Origin of the sequence: Vagococcus allomyrinae (genome assembly GCF_017829975.1) — a bacterium.
Lineage (GTDB): Bacteria > Bacillota > Bacilli > Lactobacillales > Vagococcaceae > Vagococcus_D > Vagococcus_D allomyrinae.
Map to the genome: position 1 here is coordinate 1 of NZ_JAEEGA010000033.1, position 15,000 is coordinate 15,000.

Genomic DNA, 15,000 nt, shown 5'->3' on the forward strand with positions numbered 1-15,000 from the left:
CGTTCTAGATATGAGTGGGACATCATTTAGAGTTGAAGATACAAAAGAATGGCTTAAATAGTCAATTTAAGTGGACCTATTTTCAACTGGTAGAGTGGACCGTTATTGAGTTGACATAAGCATCAACACCAGCTTGTAACAACTTTTGTCGCTCTTCAGGTGTGTTAATTGCTGTATAGCCTATTTTCACTTGATTTCCCCTCACTTTCTGTCTTATCATCTGTTAGGACTATTCCTTCAAGTTGCCACTCACTAAAACGATTGAGACTTAGATACGTTCGATCGTTTAAAGTCTGGCGTATTTCTTCAGCCCTTATTGCATGTCTTTGAACTTCAAAAATTTTTACGACCTTATCAGGTCCTCTACTCTTTGGTGACTCCATTTGGAAGAATGCAAATGACACAATCGCAATTCCCAACGTCATCACAATAGCTCCTAATTTCTTTTTCATGAGCCAGCTCCCTTCATCCAGAGATTACTGTTTCTCTTTGCTCATCAGTAAATGGCACTTTCTTTAGGTTGAGTGCGAACCCGTCTTGATCAGGCCCAAGATGCCATCCAGCCACTAGTTACACTAGTGCTTTACCCTTTCCCCCATTTCAAGGTACTCGCCTTTGTCTAAGTCGGATGCTAAGTTGTGGTCGACCTACACAACTCTCCTATTTTCTCCTTTCACCACATCCATTTTTTTCACGTAGGTTAAAAATTGCTTAAGCTACATGAGGTTATTCAATTGTCAAAGGGCTACAACTATGAAATGGTTTTTACTAATGAGCAAAGAGAAACAAGTTCTTCCCTTCGATTAATGAGTCAAGTAATTTACTTTTCTTTCATGTTCGATGGTTATATCTATGTTATCGAGAATCTCCTGTAAGGATGAAATTTCTTCATCAATTTTCAGTTTTTCTGTCTTCAAGTAATCTGAATTAAAAAATTCATCGGTATTTTTTATAAATTCAACTTCGTTAATGTTCCCGTTAATCAAATTCCATAAGTTATACTGTAATATCTTTTCTTCAACAGGGATAAATGTAGATCTTCCTAATAACCCGTATCTACGAGATACTTCTTTAGCAAAAAAAATCTCTACTTCTTCATTTCCTTTTTTTATGTTTCCCAAATAATCCTCATTTTCTATTTTCTATTTTCAGTTCATTCAGAAACGTCGCTAGCGTCGTTTCCTTTGATTTTAATTCAGAACTATTTGCCATTGTAGAACAGCCGGTTAACGTTGCAAGTAGCAAGAAGACACCAAGAATTTTGACTTTTAACAGATTTTTTCTCATAGTCATGTACTCCTTATTATTTTTAACTTGGAATTACTTGTCTTAAAGTAAACTACTATCAACCGCCAAAATAGATAATTCATCATCAGCTATCTGATCTAGTATTTCTTCACTACTAACAATTCCACCGTCTTCACCAGTAAATTTTTTCATTTCTAGGATTGCTTGTTTTAAGCTTAACTCTGTCAAATTCTGTTCTATATCTTCTTTATCATCCTCTGTTTCAATACTGGAAACTTGCTTACAATATTCTTCAATAGCTTGTTCTTTGCTTTGTGCCTTAACTAAAGCATAATAAAAACTTCCTTGGTTACTGAACTCAAAAAATCTTGTCTGCTTTACATTTGCCACTATTATTCCTCTTCTCTTTTTTTTAGTAAGTGATCCTGGTAAAACTTTCTAGATCAATTCACCTTAACAAGACCACACTGCCTAAACTTTCTTTAGGAAACACCAATTGCTAGCCTTTCTTATAAACAGCATGTTCAAGTTTCTTTGGACGATATCGGCCTTTTTTTCGAATAGGAATTGGATCAAGTAGATACTTTAGAGGTGCGTTTGGATGAATCCTTCTTGCAATAATGAATCCAGCCGCTTCTACATTTTTAATTTGCTCATACAAGTTAGCCGAATTTTTAATGACAGCCTTTCTTGCCAAATCGCTTCTTCGAACAAATCGACCGTCATTCAAATTACACCAAATCTCATTAGTCGAAAACAGTTTAACAGTTAACGCTTCTCGTTCAACATCGGACGCGTAACAATACTCACCATACATTTTGGATTGCGTGCCTGATTGGTAGTTTCTCAATTTTTCCACTCCCCTTCCTTTGCTAAATTCAAACATATGGGCTGCATAGATCTGGTTCAACCCAATAACAAGGACCATTCGGCCCCACACAAGCATTGTAATAGCTACACCCACATTCACGACAAATCTGTTCATCATCATCAAAAAGTGGTTGATCATTTAAATGCTCTTCAAAAGTAGAAATGAATTTTTGAAAGCCAGAATCTGTGTAAATTACATTTCGTTGATGATCGTAAATTTGAGTAATCTGAGAAATAAACGAGTATGTCAGTTCAAATCCTTCGCGTAACCAACCACCACTTGGACAATGCCTAAAGACAGCCCCTCCACGATCTAGCAACAACACTTTGTTTCCAGACTCCAAATCAGCAATCTTCCCTAAAAGCAACGCTTCTTGTAAAGCTAGCATAATATCACCTCATTTCTTCATAGTTTTTTAGTAACAAGTGTGGACAAACAAAAAAGGAGTAGGCCATCTAAACTTGTTAGATAACCTACTCCCAGGCACTCAAACGATCAACTTTTACTAGCAATCAAATCTTAGTATTTTTGACTAATCATTTTAAGGGGTGATTCCCAAAAAAATTATAGTACAAAAAAACTCCAAAATCTGATATACTGGTGAAAGTCCAATCGAAAGATTGACTAGAGGGCTAAACAAGTTCTGGTGCTTTCAGAATTTGAATAGATGAGCGGTGCATTGGATTGCCGTCCTTTGCGTCGCTTACCCTTTATTTGCCCACATTCATTACTAAAGGGCAACAGACAACGTACATCGCATGTTTTATGATCAAAACGTAACATGCTGATTAATTTCTTGACCTAACAATATCACATACAAAGTTAATGTACAAGAAAAAAACGAATCTTTAATTTAAAACAATAATAGTCTGATCTTATCTAACTGATAGGATCGGGCTTTTTTGAATATTCATATATGAATATTTCGAACCAAAAAACCAATGTAATGTTAACATCAAATTAAGGCTTAGTCCCCGTTACAATCGATCTCAAAAGATCACTTACATTTACAATTTCAATAAACATTTTATCACCTTCTATCAATTAATTGGATATCCATAAACACAGTATAAAATAAAAACAAACAAAAAAATAGGTATTATTCGATTTTGGACTAGTCCAAAATCGAATAACTGGGGAAAAAGGGGAAATCTACATGGATTTTAGAGACGCAATTTCTTACATTAGAAATAAAAAAGACATTTCACAACTAGCAATTTCTGAAAACATCATGACACAATCTGCTTATTCTAAAGTCGAAAACAAAAACAGAGATATGTCTACCGCCTTGATGACTTCACTTTGTAGAAAACTTAACGCTGTTCCTTCAGACTTAGATGAAATATTATTAAAAGAACAGCCTTATTACCAAAGTGTCTTAGATCTTGCAAAAGTTCAAACTGGTTTATTACCAAATAAGGAAGCACTGAAAATATATCCCATCTTAAATGAATACAAATTTCACCATTCATACGCCTATAGAGCTTATATTATTTGCAAAAAAAACTTTCATTCAAACTTTCCAAATGACATACCTGACATAACAGAAAATGAAAAAAATAAGATTTATCAAAATATTGTGAACTCAACATATCACACTTATTACGATATCCTTAACATGGCAGAATGCGTTCGCTATTTTTCTAGCCAAGAATTGATTAGAGTGAGTAAATCCATTCTTCCGCTTACATTTGAAGATGCACATACCCCTAATAGACTCAAAATCTTCTCATGGCCAATTCTGTTAATTAATATTGCTGATCTAATCATTGATAGTAACCATTTTACAGAAACAATCAACATCCTTGATAATGTTGATAATCTCCTAAAATTTAATGAAAACTATCGCTTTACAATTCTTAGTCAATATGCCCGACTCAAAGTTACTTTATTTACAACAAAAGACGAAAAAACAATCAGCCACGCACACTCAGAAATTCAATTTTTAATAAACTTACTTGCATATCCCTTTGACAACAAGATTTTAAAAGATGCAATGCAATACGAATTCGACCTTATTAAGAAAAACAATAAACCACTTAATGAGATTATCACTGTATTAGAATAAATACTTTTGCTTAAATAAAAAGAAAACATTAACTAAAAGGATTGGTATAACTTTATGAAAAAAAAACAAGCGCAAATCGGCAATTTTTACCAAGGCAAATCAGAATTGCTAAAAAATAAGTTTACAGGAAAAGTTTTGTCAAAACTCACAAATGTAGCAATCATACATATTACAGAATGGAATCCTAAAGATGATTACAAAGTTAAAGAACTCGTACTAAAAATAGCAGTAAAATATTCTGATCTAACCCCAATTCAATCAAATACCTTACACCCTATTCTAAATAAACTTAACTTATAACAGTAATGATTTAATTTGAAGAATCAGTGATAACCAACTAAACATAAACCTTTTCACCTAAGCATCAAAGTTAGCATAAATGCTAACTTTTTTGTTTTCTCCCAGCTCCATAACTAAACAATTTACTTAACGCTATTTCACCACAAATACACAAACCGTCCCCAACGCTACCGCTCGACTCTCCATGTCTAAGGACATGTCACACCCGTTCGCTAAGGCTCACTTAGCACTAAGTCTTTTTAAAACAAAGGCAAAGCTATTCTTGATATAAGTTATGGCATAGTGTCCTTTATAAAATATCAAGGAGCCCTCTCAAATAAATTCACGTTAGTAGACGCTAATAATCTGTTAAACCTAAGATTGGAAATCGTATTTGTATATGTGAGTGAAGATGGAAAATAACGTCCTAAGACACCCTTATAATGCGTAAATAACTCATATCGCTTTTGTAGCAACGTATAGGCCATGGATTTTTTAGTAGCAAGTTTGGTAAATCCACCTTTTCCACGTTTCGTTTGAATATACACACTCGTCTCCTTTTTTAGTTCTCGGAATAGAACTTTTAAGGTACTCGATGGGATACCTAAATCCTTAATCAACTTTTCTCTAGGCACATCTAAATAAGGTTTGTACCAGGTGGTGTGTTCATTGATGTAAGTTATCAAGTCTGCTTTCCATTCCTTCAGATGAACTCTTTCTCTGTCTTTCCTTGGTTTAGCGTGCTTAACCCAATATTGTGCCGGTACCCGACCATTTCTATAAGACGATTTAACGCCACTATTGGTTAGATATAGCTCTGACAAAGCTGAAATCTTCTCTGAATGCGCCCCCTGGTATTTCCCTGAATAGGCACTAGCTACTACTTTTTCTATTTCGCGTGTACTAACCGGATTGGCCAATACTTCTGTGTTGTACAAATCAAGTTGATCAAAACAATCTTGTTGATCAACTCCTGAAGAATAATCAGCTAACGCCAACGTAAATAACGCATTGTTCCGTCCAATTTGGCCTTGTCCACCTTGAACATCAGCCGTTTGCAACAGCTGCTTATACCACGCTGCATGTCGCTGTGTAAATTCTTTTGTTTTTTTCTTTGGTGTTAGGGAAAAAGCGAAACTCTTTTTTTGTTCTCTTGAGTAAGCCATTGACCAATTCATAAGATCTTCAAAGTCATACGTCAAACTTTCATCAAAGTGAACCAGGTTCTCCTCAGTCGGCATCCGAAAGATACCAAAGTGATTACAACCAACGTCGATGCCAGGCAAAATACTCGCAAAAGATTCTCGCAAATTTTGAGAAATCATTTTTGCGACACTCAACGATTTATAATTGCTGGCACTCGATACATAACTAGCTGATTCTAACACAAAATAAAGGTGATAGCCTTTTGGCGTTTCAACTATTGCTGTTGGCACTAGATCCGTATTCTCCATGCACTTTACCAGTAAATAATCGACCCGGAACTTTGAAAATTCCCCACAATCAACATCCAGGACAAAACAATTTTCTTGGATTAAATTCTTCTCTTCAAATCCCCGGACATATTTCTTTGATGCATCCGTATAGCCACCCCACGCAAATATGTTAGGTGTCCAGTGAGTAAGATAACCACAATTATCCAGTACTGCTTCTTTTGAAGACATAACAAAACCTTTGCTGCATTGCATGTCAGCTTTGCTACGGAACCCAAAGACTACACCTTTTTTATTGGAGTCTTTAACATGATCTATTGTTGAATGATTACTATTTTTGTAACGATACTTTTTCAAGCCCGTTTTTAAAATCAAGTTGATCAATTTAACAGAATTTAACATTTTTACACTCCTCTCAAAATAAAAAGACAAGAACAATTCACCAATTCAAATTAATTGGCTTCACGTTCTTGTCTAAAAAAGATTTCATTAGGAGTCAAAAGCTATAAAGACACAGTTAAATAAGCATTTTTACCTTGTTTTTTTTGACAAAACTTGATATAATGTAATTAATCAGATTACAAGAATCACCAAGTTCTTTTAGAACGTAAAAAAATTTAACCTTGCCAGTATGACGCCAATCCTACTGACAGGGATTTTTTGTTTTTCCATGTTAGCTTATCTCAAAATGAATGAAAAGTAAACATAGAAATTTTCAATTATTTAATTTAGATGATTAATATTTAAAGCTCTTATACATAGCTATCTTACCACATCAAGAAAACCACGTAAAGTGTTTTTACTACACTCTCAATTGTCGTGTTACTACTATTTACGCTATTAATATAAGTAACAATAACAATATCAACACAGAATTTGTTATCAACATTGTTAGCAATAACAATGTCAACAATACAAGCAATAACGCTATCAACATTGCTAGCATTGTTGATAGCGTTATTGCTTGTATTGTTTCACAATGTAAAGTGTACGTCACACTGGTGTTTCTGTCGAAAAATAAAAAGAGAAAGTAGCATTTACTTTCTCTTTTTACTTGAAATATACTTCTTATTTTTTTCAAAATATTCTTTTAGTGCGGCTTCTACAATATAAGAATTTCCTCCATTTTGTTTGCCAACAAAATTTCCAAATTTATCTAAAGTGTCAGCAACATCCTCGTGTAAATAGACGTTTTTTTGTACAGTCTTTTTCTTATTTTTTTTTGCAAATTTTTCTAAAGAAGTTTCGTTATTTGCATTTTCGCCATTTTTTTCAGTCATTTCCGTTTCTATTTCTGAAACAGCACTAGTTTCTTCAGTCTCAAATGATTCTTCAATTATCGGCTCACTTTCAGTTTTCTGAATATCTTCTTTAATGACCTCAATCGATGGATCAATCCCGGCCATTAAATTTTCTGGTGTAAACCCATTTTTATTTTGGTTTCTAGCCATCCTTAATCACCTCTCAATATCCTAACTCATCAATAAGATTATTATAAACTTTTTTCATTTCCATTATTGGTTCTCGTTCTTTCTTATTCTTAATTTCATCTTCATCTATCATGGTGATGGGTAAGTTGAATTTTACAATTGATTCTGCCGGTTTTATCGATTCCGGAATTCTTGTCTCGGTAATATAAATAGGATTACTGTTTGATGTAGAAATTATTTGACTCGAACTGTCCAAGAAAATATTGTGTGTTAATGTTGATTTTTTTACTTTGACTGGAATTATTCCTTTTATTGATAAGTTCGGATTACTTTCTTTCCATTCGTTGATAGTATTAATTGATTTGATCATACTTCTAAATGAGTATTTTTCTGGGTGAAATGGAATCAATATATCATCCGCTGCGTTGTAGACATTGCCTGCAATTAAACCTAGTTGGGGAGGGGTATCTATTATAATATAATCATACTTGTCTTTCAAAGGTGCTATGGCTTTTTTTAAGAGAGAATATATATCGTCAACATTTACACCTGATTCAGTTACTTTACTTTGTATTATAGTTAGATATCTGTTCGCTTCAATTTCAAGTTTTTCAATATCTGATTCAGCTTGCTTATCTCCTTTACTGACATTCTTTATACTTAGTATCAACGCTAAAATATTTTTTAACATGCCTATTAGAGAGCTATAGCCCGATAGTACATCCTTATTATCAATATTCGTCAAAACATCAAGGTCAAAAAAGGCCATGTCGTCATTGGCTGGAAGAACATGTAAATTATCAGTGATTTCAATTATGGCATCCTCTGGGGCAACCTCTTTAAGAAGTACATCATATATAGTATTTTCACAATTGTCAGGATTTTTCCCAAAACTGAGTAACACGTTCCCTTGTCCATCTTTGTCAACAAGAAGAACTTTGTTTTTTCTCCAGGGTTGATGCTTATTTTGCCGTAAAGATAATCCACCACCAATATTTATTGTAATAGTAGTTTTTAAGACCCCGCCCTTATTCGTGCTTGGAGAAATAACTTCCGCATTGTATACAGCTACTTGATTATTTGTCAATTGGATCAACCCTCTCTTCTTTCTCTTTTGCCAATGATTGTTTATAAACCTCATACAGTTGTTGAAGTAAATCAATATCCTTGAGTGCAATATCACCTAATTTTCCAATTACGGATTGTAACGCTCTTAACTCTTTAGTTTTCACATTAGAGTTGTCACTCTTTATACTCTTAACATAATTATCAAAGGCAAGAGAGAAAGAAATAAACCCTCCTTGATCAATAAATATTAGTCCACCCTCATTAAGAGTATCATAGTATTTCGCCAAATTTACAGCAGTACCGTAAGACATATTCAGAAAGTTATATCCTACTTTCCTCATATTCATGATCGTTGGTCTACTTATTCCTGTTTGTTTTTCAATCTCGTATGCAGTGATATCCATACTCAAAAGACCCTTAACTTTTTCATGAATTTCCATTTTAAACTTATCCTCCTGTTCCCTTTTTAACAACACTTCTACCGTCACAATGTCCATAGCAAACTCACAAGCAACATTGCTAGCAACGTTGCTATTGTTATTAATAGCGACGTCATAATTGAAGTCATTGTTAACGTTAATATAGACATTGCTATTAGTATTGCTCTTGTTAATATTAGTATACCCCACAAGAACTACTTAGTAAAGTGTTTTTACGCTTTTTTCTTATAATCATTCAATTCCGTTTATTAACATACTTATATTGTTTCTATCCCGCTTGACTAAACGAACGTACGTTCTTATAATAGATGGACTGAGTGAGGGGAGGGCATACACCAATGAAGCCGTATAATTATCAGAATGAACCGACAAGAGACATCCTTTTTATCGACTGTAAAAGTTTTTACGCCTCTGTAGAGTGCATCGAACGTGGATTAGATCCTATGGATACAATGTTGGTTGTCATGTCGAAAGCAGAAAATGCCGGCGGATTAGTTTTAGCAGCAAGTCCCAAAGCAAAAAAAGTGTTAGGAATATCAAACGTTTCACGTAAGCACGAAATTCCAGATCACCCAGATTTAATTATCGCGCCTCCACGTATGGCTCTCTATATAAAAAAGAACCTAGCTATAGGAAATATCATCAAGAGCTATGTAGCTGAAGAAGATTATTATCCTTATTCCATTGACGAATCAGCCAGCGATTGTACTAATTCATGGCACTTATTTGCTGATTCACCCTGGGACCTTGCTGTCATAATCCGGGATCGAATCAAACAAGAACTTGGTTTAGTAGTGACTATCTGTCTAGGAGATAATCCTTTACTAGCTAAAATTGGCATGGATATCGAAGCCAAGAAAAATCCTGATTTTATGGCCGAATGGCGATAAGAAGATGTGGCCACTAAACTGTGGGCCATTGAACCACTTAGCGAATTTTGGGGAATCGGGGCTAAAACTGAAGAAAAACTGAAGAGAATGGGAATTAATTCTATGTATGACCTTGCTCATGCCAATCCATATCGTTTAAAAGAGAAGTTAGGAGTTATTGGGCTACAACTGTTTGCTCACGCTCATGGCATCGATCGGACGATTTTATCAGAACCAATTACCACAAAAGAAAAGTCATTAGGCAACTCACAAGTGCTAAATTACGACTATACTGACCAGCGAGAGGTGGAGATAGTGATTTGTGAAATGGCGGACGGTGTCGCTCAAAGAATAAGAGAGAAGGGCTACCAAACAAGCTCAGTCACACTATTCATCAGATATTCTCGGAACGAATCAGCGAGTGGTTTTAGCAAACAGGTTAAAGTACCACCAACGTCTGAAAGTACCAGGTTAAAATCTATTTGTCTTCAGATTTTTAGAAGTAACTATGACCCGCAGTGTGCTGTCCGACAAATTGGTGTGACATACGCAAAGCTTGTTCGTAGTGACGCGCTTCAAACGAATCTTTTCGAAGATCCTGAAAAGCAAACATTGGCTAAAGAACTTGATTTTTTAGTAGATAAAATACGTAACAAATATGGCTACTCAGCCTTGGTTCACGCAAGCAGCGTGTTAAGTGGGGCCACTGCAATCTCTCGCCGCGATCACCTAATAGGAGGGCATTAATCATGTTTGATGAGGTTGATTTACAACATTTTTTTGATGTGGAATACCTGGATAGGAAAAAGATTAAATGGGCCGGCTTCTATCTTTCTGAACATACTGAAGAAATTGGGAAGGAGGGCGATTCAAAAAAAATCACCGTTGAAAAATCAATGAATCCAAATGAAATTAATGAGGTTTTGGTATTAGCACAATTAAAAAATCATTACTTATCAGTTCAAAAAGAAGGGGACTTCAACTATTTCAGAGGTTACCTTAAAGGGTTTGATGATTCGGGCATCACTATCGGGCTTAAAACAATCGCTTACGAGGATATCCGACATATTGAGATCATTGACCTAAAAAAATGGTAAGAGCTTTGATCAATTATTTCTTTCTGTTAATTGCGCGACCAGGACAAACATAGTAAACTTAATTCAATCAGGTATATTAAAGGACCACTAAACACGCATGTTTAGTGGTCTTTTAGTCGACGATCGTATAGCCTAACACAATTAATTGCTGTTTGATCAACTCATTAATATCGTTTAATTCTTGTCTAACGATTGTTTCTTCTATCTCAAGTAATTCATCTAGCAATTCCCCAGGACTAGCCTGTACCGTCTTTGCAATTGCTTGTAGTGTTCGGATTGTTGTTTGTCCAAGAGTCTTCTTAAACGCGTTTTTTATAGTAGATGGGGGCAGACCGCTTATTTTAGAAATACGATACATGGTTAATCCACTTCTAGCTGCATAAACTTCTAATGCTGTCATTCTTCACCTCATTTTAAGACCATATATGGTCCTATTCGTATGATAATCGCCAGTAGGGTTCTGCTGTTGAATATCTATGCTTTACTTGGCCACAATTGACCATTCTATTATCAGGATCGGCGATAGTATCAAATTCGCTAAAATCAATCTCAACTGTCATTCCTTCAGATAGGTTATTTTCCATCAGCTTCCCCTTTATTCTTCCGGAAACAAATCCCCACGGATAATCTCCAACAATCCGGCCAAGATTATCTCTTGTACACTTATTAAGTAGCAACTGATCATAGTTATTCTTAAACACTCTGATATCTTGTATGGTGGCATAGATCATATTCATTTCTTCAAGTTCTTCTTTAAATTTAGTTGGTATTCCTGACATCGAAACAGTCCTTTCTATTGATAGGTCGAGCGATAGTTCAATTATACTACAGTTGTGTCGTATACATAGGTTATATGTCCACCAAGCTGCGCATTCCCTCGAAAAAACTTTCGATCTTCTCGTTTGTTCCAGGCGTCCCAAAAAACGAAAAACTCTTCATGGCTTACTTCAATTGTTCCTATTTCACCATTTGCTAATTGATTCAGTAGATCCTCAAATTTATTAATCATCATCATTACTTCCTTCCGGCACCACTTGATTATTCTGAAAAAAGATAAACATCCAGAAGTTATGAATAAACATCACCTATTTTCAACACAATATTTAAGGTATAATAGAGTGTCGCCTATCCGACAGTTTTGCGACTGGAAGGAGGTGTATTACATGCTTGAAACATTCATTTGCCCCCTTCTTGTAGGGCTATTAGTAGCCATATTTGAGTATTGGTTGAATACAAGAAACAAGAAGTAAAGCAATCACGGCGACATCAATCCACGAAAAACCCCCAAGAGAATCCGACTTCTCTTGGGGGTTCGTGTATTACATGCTCAATCATTTGCAACATCATTATAGCACATTAACACAACCTATTTCAAGAAAAAGCCCATATCTACATTATTTATCTGATTCTTGCTGTTAAGCCATCTAGCCGCACGTCTCTATGTCTTGCCACGTAATAGTCGTTCCCATCGTTTATTTCTTACTCAACACCAGTGATGAGTTTCCGAATAATCCTAGTCGCCCCTGGCTCAGGCAAAACATGTAAAAACTTAATATATGGTGGGATCTGTTGTGCTGTAAATAATCGAACTTTGAATAGTTCATCATAAATTCGATTCATTGGTAGTAAATACACTTAACTCCTCCTCAATCACCTGCATTATTGTTGAATCAAAAATGCAAACTAGTTTTCAAGAATGAAATACATTCTGTTGAGACTTTCTTTTGTCGGCTGACCATTAGAAAAGTTGATTGATATGAACGCAGTCACTCTTTGAATAATCATAGATGAACTTCCAGAAAAATTGCTCTTTGAATCCGCTAGAGTAAAATCAGATCTGTTAAAACTAATAGTGAGTTCTCCAGCCAATTGATCAGTATCGTCAAAAAGAATATCCTTTAATGATTTGTCTTGATTAAAATAGTCAGATAAAGGTAGTTGTTTATTGTATGGTATTTTCTTCATAGGTGTCTCCTCTCATTGTTTGGTAGTTTTCAAATTAAACGACCAATTTTATCACAATTACTTCAAATTTGATGTGTATATTATAAATATACCAACAAACAACCCTAACAAAACTTTTTCATTATTTACTCCTCCAAAGTAAATAAAAATCTCCTTTAGTCCTTAGCTTATAGCTGAGGACTATTTTATTGAAAAAATATCGTTTTTGACACAAAATCATATAAAAATACTAGTAACATTATTTATTTTTCTCAAAATGATCCAGAAGTTCTTGTGCGTACCATTCTCTCACTCTAGTCTCAACTTTTCGATTTGGATAAGGTAAGAATGTATAATCAAACAAAATTCCCAGCTGATCATCGTATACCCACGCTCCTAAAATGTTTAGTGTGAGGGCATGTATGCCCAGAGACTTGAAGTGTGTGTTTAATTCTTGACGTCTTTCAAATCCATGTAAGAGCTGTTTAGTGGTATAAGTGATGGTATATTCTTTAAGTCCTTCCAAAACAAGCTGTTTTTCCCGTTCCTTTACAGCATGTTCGATGAGAATTTCATAGGTTTCTTTAGCAGCGTTATAGCCCTCCGAATATTTACGTTCTAAGTCATTAGCGGTTATTGCGAGTGACTTTGGAGGTTGCTCAGCCAATTTTGAGTCGATGAACTCGTTAAGGGAGGCTTCGTCAATTTTATAACCTTCTTTTTTTGAAGGTAATACTGCTTCGATTTTATTTTGGCGTATCCATCTGCGCAGCATTTGAATACTGCTTGTAATATTCTTTTCTTCAAGAATTTTCAATGCTTCTTGAATCGTCAAAGTTATCCTCTCCTTCATAAGTTACTAGTAACTTTATTATATCATGTCCAGTTTAATGTTACTAGTATTTTTAGAGTTTATTAGGCGATTTAAACGTCGTGTATGGGTAATTGTTAAGATATTATTTTTAAAATGGCTTAGAATCCTTTATTATATACCATTTTCTCTTTGTTTTAGGTATCGGTATAACGTTGAAGCACTTAATTTCATTATGGTTTCAATCTCTGAAATGGTATACTTTTTTTCATCATAGAGTTTCATGGCTTTTTCAATTTTTGTTTTGTTGATTTTAGGACGTCCGCCAACATGTCCTTTTGCTCTTGCCGCCGCTATACCTTCAGCAACACGTTCTCTAGTCAACTCTACTTCAAATTCATTGACTAGTTGAAACAATCCAATAGCAAATCTCCCATGAGGTGTTGAGGTATCAAATTGTTCTTTCAAACTGATGACCCTGACTTTTTTATCTTCAAAGTAATCCATCAGCTCCAGTAAATCTTTTGTACTTCTTCCTAGCCTACTCCAGCTTTCAACAACGATTGTATCATTCTCCCTGACAACACTTTTCAATTCATCTAATGCCGGACGACTTGCTAGTTTTCCTGATATTTTTTCCATATACATTTTGTTTACTACGTAGCTTTCATTGATTAGATCCACCTGCCGATTAAGTTCTTGAGATTGAGTACTTACCCTGGCATAACCAAAAATATACTCCATAAAAAAATCACCTCTTTCTGTTCCTTTAACTATAACAAAAACAGTAGTTTATGGCGATTTGATTTTGACATAAGTTTTGACAAGAACCGCAAATAAGCACTCTTGTAATAAGAGGGCGAAAGCTTGTTGTATAAGGTTTTATAGTCTGTCAAAAACCAATGTTTACGATAATTTTTACTTTCCAATACTTTATGTGGTAATGTAGAATCAAGGTAACATAGTCCTTTCAAAGAAATCAATTGTGTACTTAAGTCGATTTTGTACTTGTTACCACGTTAAATTCAAGGTCATCTAAACAAACAACATGTCTAAATCAATTTGGAGGGGATAGTTATTTCAAATAAGAGATTTAATTACACAAAAATATATGCTAGTACAATTAGGCGTTTAAAGAGGTTTGAGAATCTGATAAATAATGGTAATTATAGTTTTAAAGAACATGATGTATTCCTGTTATTAATATTGGGTAATATTAATGCACGATTAAATACAGTATTCTTTTTATTAAATAATTCCAACACAGATGGTATTTTTCCATTACTTAGAACTATATATGAAATGAATATTGCATTTAATGCTTATGTTAATTTAAAATGGGGCCACTTACTTAAGTAAATCCAATTGAAAAACGGTCCACTATTCACCACAATAGAAGTAGACATATTTCTATTGGAGGTTCAAGGAGTGAAAACCATTTT

At 34.6% G+C, this 15,000-nt stretch carries 21 protein-coding genes and 1 pseudogene; 5 read left to right on the top strand and 17 right to left on the bottom strand.

Going from position 1 to position 15,000, the window contains the following annotated elements:
• Positions 1–164 precede the first annotated feature (164 nt).
• The 6 genes from I6N95_RS26465 to I6N95_RS26490 all read right to left on the bottom strand — a co-directional run bounded on the left by I6N95_RS26465 (position 165) and on the right by I6N95_RS26490 (position 2,507).
• A complete protein-coding gene (locus tag I6N95_RS26465) occupies positions 165–452 on the bottom strand; it encodes a hypothetical protein (protein WP_209533116.1) in 288 nt (95 codons plus the stop codon).
• A gap of 351 nt (positions 453–803) precedes the next feature.
• Entirely contained in the window at positions 804–1,121 is a 318-nt protein-coding gene (locus I6N95_RS26470; protein WP_209533117.1) for a hypothetical protein, read from the bottom strand.
• 7 nt (positions 1,122–1,128) lie between these two features.
• Complete coding sequence (locus tag I6N95_RS26475) at positions 1,129–1,287, bottom strand: hypothetical protein (protein WP_209533118.1); 159 nt, start codon at positions 1,285–1,287, stop codon at positions 1,129–1,131.
• A 42-nt stretch (positions 1,288–1,329) separates the two neighbouring features.
• Positions 1,330–1,638, bottom strand: a complete 309-nt coding sequence (locus tag I6N95_RS26480; RefSeq protein WP_209533119.1) for a hypothetical protein — start codon at positions 1,636–1,638, stop codon at positions 1,330–1,332.
• A gap of 109 nt (positions 1,639–1,747) precedes the next feature.
• Entirely contained in the window at positions 1,748–2,107 is a 360-nt protein-coding gene (locus I6N95_RS26485) for a hypothetical protein (RefSeq protein ID WP_209533120.1), read from the bottom strand.
• Between the two features lie 19 nt (positions 2,108–2,126).
• Positions 2,127–2,507, bottom strand: a complete 381-nt coding sequence (locus tag I6N95_RS26490) for a hypothetical protein (RefSeq protein ID WP_209533123.1) — start codon at positions 2,505–2,507, stop codon at positions 2,127–2,129.
• Positions 2,508–3,275: 768 nt separating this feature from the next.
• Between I6N95_RS26490 and I6N95_RS26495 the strand changes: the two genes are divergently transcribed.
• Positions 3,276–4,187 (top strand): helix-turn-helix domain-containing protein, encoded by a 912-nt coding sequence (locus I6N95_RS26495; protein WP_209533124.1) that lies wholly within the window; start codon positions 3,276–3,278, stop codon positions 4,185–4,187.
• 54 nt (positions 4,188–4,241) lie between these two features.
• Positions 4,242–4,487, top strand: coding sequence for a hypothetical protein (locus I6N95_RS26500; RefSeq protein WP_209533126.1), 246 nt, complete (start codon positions 4,242–4,244; stop codon positions 4,485–4,487).
• Positions 4,488–4,786: 299 nt separating this feature from the next.
• Here I6N95_RS26500 and I6N95_RS26505 read toward each other — a convergent pair whose 3' ends face one another.
• The 4 genes from I6N95_RS26505 to I6N95_RS26520 all read right to left on the bottom strand — a co-directional run bounded on the left by I6N95_RS26505 (position 4,787) and on the right by I6N95_RS26520 (position 8,837).
• Complete coding sequence (locus tag I6N95_RS26505; protein WP_209533129.1) at positions 4,787–6,301, bottom strand: primase C-terminal domain-containing protein; 1,515 nt, start codon at positions 6,299–6,301, stop codon at positions 4,787–4,789.
• Between the two features lie 635 nt (positions 6,302–6,936).
• Positions 6,937–7,350, bottom strand: coding sequence for a hypothetical protein (locus I6N95_RS26510; protein WP_209533130.1), 414 nt, complete (start codon positions 7,348–7,350; stop codon positions 6,937–6,939).
• A 13-nt stretch (positions 7,351–7,363) separates the two neighbouring features.
• The gene (locus tag I6N95_RS26515) at positions 7,364–8,416 is read right to left on the bottom strand and encodes a ParA family protein (RefSeq protein WP_209533131.1); all 1,053 of its coding nucleotides are present in this window, start codon (positions 8,414–8,416) and stop codon (positions 7,364–7,366) included.
• The gene (locus tag I6N95_RS26520) at positions 8,406–8,837 is read right to left on the bottom strand and encodes a hypothetical protein (protein ID WP_209533132.1); all 432 of its coding nucleotides are present in this window, start codon (positions 8,835–8,837) and stop codon (positions 8,406–8,408) included. Before I6N95_RS26520 ends, I6N95_RS26515 begins: the two co-directional genes overlap by 11 nt.
• Before the next feature lie 338 nt (positions 8,838–9,175).
• Between I6N95_RS26520 and I6N95_RS26525 the strand changes: the two are divergent.
• Positions 9,176–10,453 (top strand): annotated as a pseudogene (locus I6N95_RS26525) (Y-family DNA polymerase).
• Between the two features lie 2 nt (positions 10,454–10,455).
• Complete coding sequence (locus I6N95_RS26530) at positions 10,456–10,803, top strand: hypothetical protein (RefSeq protein ID WP_209533133.1); 348 nt, start codon at positions 10,456–10,458, stop codon at positions 10,801–10,803.
• A 112-nt stretch (positions 10,804–10,915) separates the two neighbouring features.
• Here the strand turns inward: I6N95_RS26530 and I6N95_RS26535 are convergent, their stop codons facing one another.
• Genes I6N95_RS26535 through I6N95_RS26545 form a run of 3 tightly spaced genes read right to left on the bottom strand, consistent with a single transcriptional unit; the run spans position 10,916 to position 11,812 of the window.
• On the bottom strand, positions 10,916–11,203 hold the full coding sequence (locus tag I6N95_RS26535; protein ID WP_209533134.1) for a helix-turn-helix domain-containing protein: 288 nt from the start codon (positions 11,201–11,203) through the stop codon (positions 10,916–10,918).
• A 31-nt stretch (positions 11,204–11,234) separates the two neighbouring features.
• Positions 11,235–11,582, bottom strand: a complete 348-nt coding sequence (locus I6N95_RS26540) for a hypothetical protein (protein ID WP_209533135.1) — start codon at positions 11,580–11,582, stop codon at positions 11,235–11,237.
• A gap of 41 nt (positions 11,583–11,623) precedes the next feature.
• On the bottom strand, positions 11,624–11,812 hold the full coding sequence (locus I6N95_RS26545; RefSeq protein ID WP_245249897.1) for a hypothetical protein: 189 nt from the start codon (positions 11,810–11,812) through the stop codon (positions 11,624–11,626).
• A gap of 154 nt (positions 11,813–11,966) precedes the next feature.
• On the opposite strand from I6N95_RS26545, the gene I6N95_RS27885 reads away from it, so the two are divergent.
• Positions 11,967–12,053 (top strand): type I toxin-antitoxin system Fst family toxin, encoded by an 87-nt coding sequence (locus I6N95_RS27885; RefSeq protein WP_430727564.1) that lies wholly within the window; start codon positions 11,967–11,969, stop codon positions 12,051–12,053.
• 229 nt (positions 12,054–12,282) lie between these two features.
• Here I6N95_RS27885 and I6N95_RS26555 read toward each other — a convergent pair whose 3' ends face one another.
• From I6N95_RS26555 to I6N95_RS26570, 4 genes are all read right to left on the bottom strand, one after another.
• The gene (locus I6N95_RS26555; RefSeq protein WP_209533138.1) at positions 12,283–12,438 is read right to left on the bottom strand and encodes a hypothetical protein; all 156 of its coding nucleotides are present in this window, start codon (positions 12,436–12,438) and stop codon (positions 12,283–12,285) included.
• Between the two features lie 48 nt (positions 12,439–12,486).
• Positions 12,487–12,768 carry a hypothetical protein gene (locus I6N95_RS26560; protein WP_209533140.1) on the bottom strand — a complete coding sequence of 94 codons (282 nt, stop codon included), beginning with the start codon at positions 12,766–12,768 and terminating at the stop codon, positions 12,487–12,489.
• A 238-nt stretch (positions 12,769–13,006) separates the two neighbouring features.
• Complete coding sequence (locus I6N95_RS26565) at positions 13,007–13,582, bottom strand: hypothetical protein (protein WP_209533141.1); 576 nt, start codon at positions 13,580–13,582, stop codon at positions 13,007–13,009.
• 150 nt (positions 13,583–13,732) lie between these two features.
• A complete protein-coding gene (locus tag I6N95_RS26570; protein ID WP_209533144.1) occupies positions 13,733–14,302 on the bottom strand; it encodes a recombinase family protein in 570 nt (189 codons plus the stop codon).
• Positions 14,303–15,000 lie beyond the last annotated feature (698 nt).

Excerpts from the sequence above, each read along its gene's own strand:
- I6N95_RS26465 (WP_209533116.1), bottom strand. The coding sequence starts at position 452 with ATGAAAAAGAAATTAGGAGCTATTGTGATGACGTTGGGAATTGCGATT.
- I6N95_RS26475 (WP_209533118.1), bottom strand. The coding sequence starts at position 1,287 with ATGAGAAAAAATCTGTTAAAAGTCAAAATTCTTGGTGTCTTCTTGCTA.
- I6N95_RS26490 (WP_209533123.1), bottom strand. The coding sequence starts at position 2,507 with ATGCTAGCTTTACAAGAAGCGTTGCTTTTAGGGAAGATTGCTGATTTG.
- I6N95_RS26495 (WP_209533124.1), top strand. The coding sequence starts at position 3,276 with ATGGATTTTAGAGACGCAATTTCTTACATTAGAAATAAAAAAGACATT.
- I6N95_RS26500 (WP_209533126.1), top strand. The coding sequence starts at position 4,242 with ATGAAAAAAAAACAAGCGCAAATCGGCAATTTTTACCAAGGCAAATCA.
- I6N95_RS26505 (WP_209533129.1), bottom strand. The coding sequence starts at position 6,301 with ATGTTAAATTCTGTTAAATTGATCAACTTGATTTTAAAAACGGGCTTG.
- I6N95_RS26510 (WP_209533130.1), bottom strand. The coding sequence starts at position 7,350 with ATGGCTAGAAACCAAAATAAAAATGGGTTTACACCAGAAAATTTAATG.
- I6N95_RS26520 (WP_209533132.1), bottom strand. The coding sequence starts at position 8,837 with ATGGAAATTCATGAAAAAGTTAAGGGTCTTTTGAGTATGGATATCACT.
- I6N95_RS26530 (WP_209533133.1), top strand. The coding sequence starts at position 10,456 with ATGTTTGATGAGGTTGATTTACAACATTTTTTTGATGTGGAATACCTG.
- I6N95_RS26535 (WP_209533134.1), bottom strand. The coding sequence starts at position 11,203 with ATGACAGCATTAGAAGTTTATGCAGCTAGAAGTGGATTAACCATGTAT.
- I6N95_RS26540 (WP_209533135.1), bottom strand. The coding sequence starts at position 11,582 with ATGTCAGGAATACCAACTAAATTTAAAGAAGAACTTGAAGAAATGAAT.
- I6N95_RS26545 (WP_245249897.1), bottom strand. The coding sequence starts at position 11,812 with ATGATTAATAAATTTGAGGATCTACTGAATCAATTAGCAAATGGTGAA.
- I6N95_RS27885 (WP_430727564.1), top strand. The coding sequence starts at position 11,967 with ATGCTTGAAACATTCATTTGCCCCCTTCTTGTAGGGCTATTAGTAGCC.
- I6N95_RS26560 (WP_209533140.1), bottom strand. The coding sequence starts at position 12,768 with ATGAAGAAAATACCATACAATAAACAACTACCTTTATCTGACTATTTT.
- I6N95_RS26570 (WP_209533144.1), bottom strand. The coding sequence starts at position 14,302 with ATGGAGTATATTTTTGGTTATGCCAGGGTAAGTACTCAATCTCAAGAA.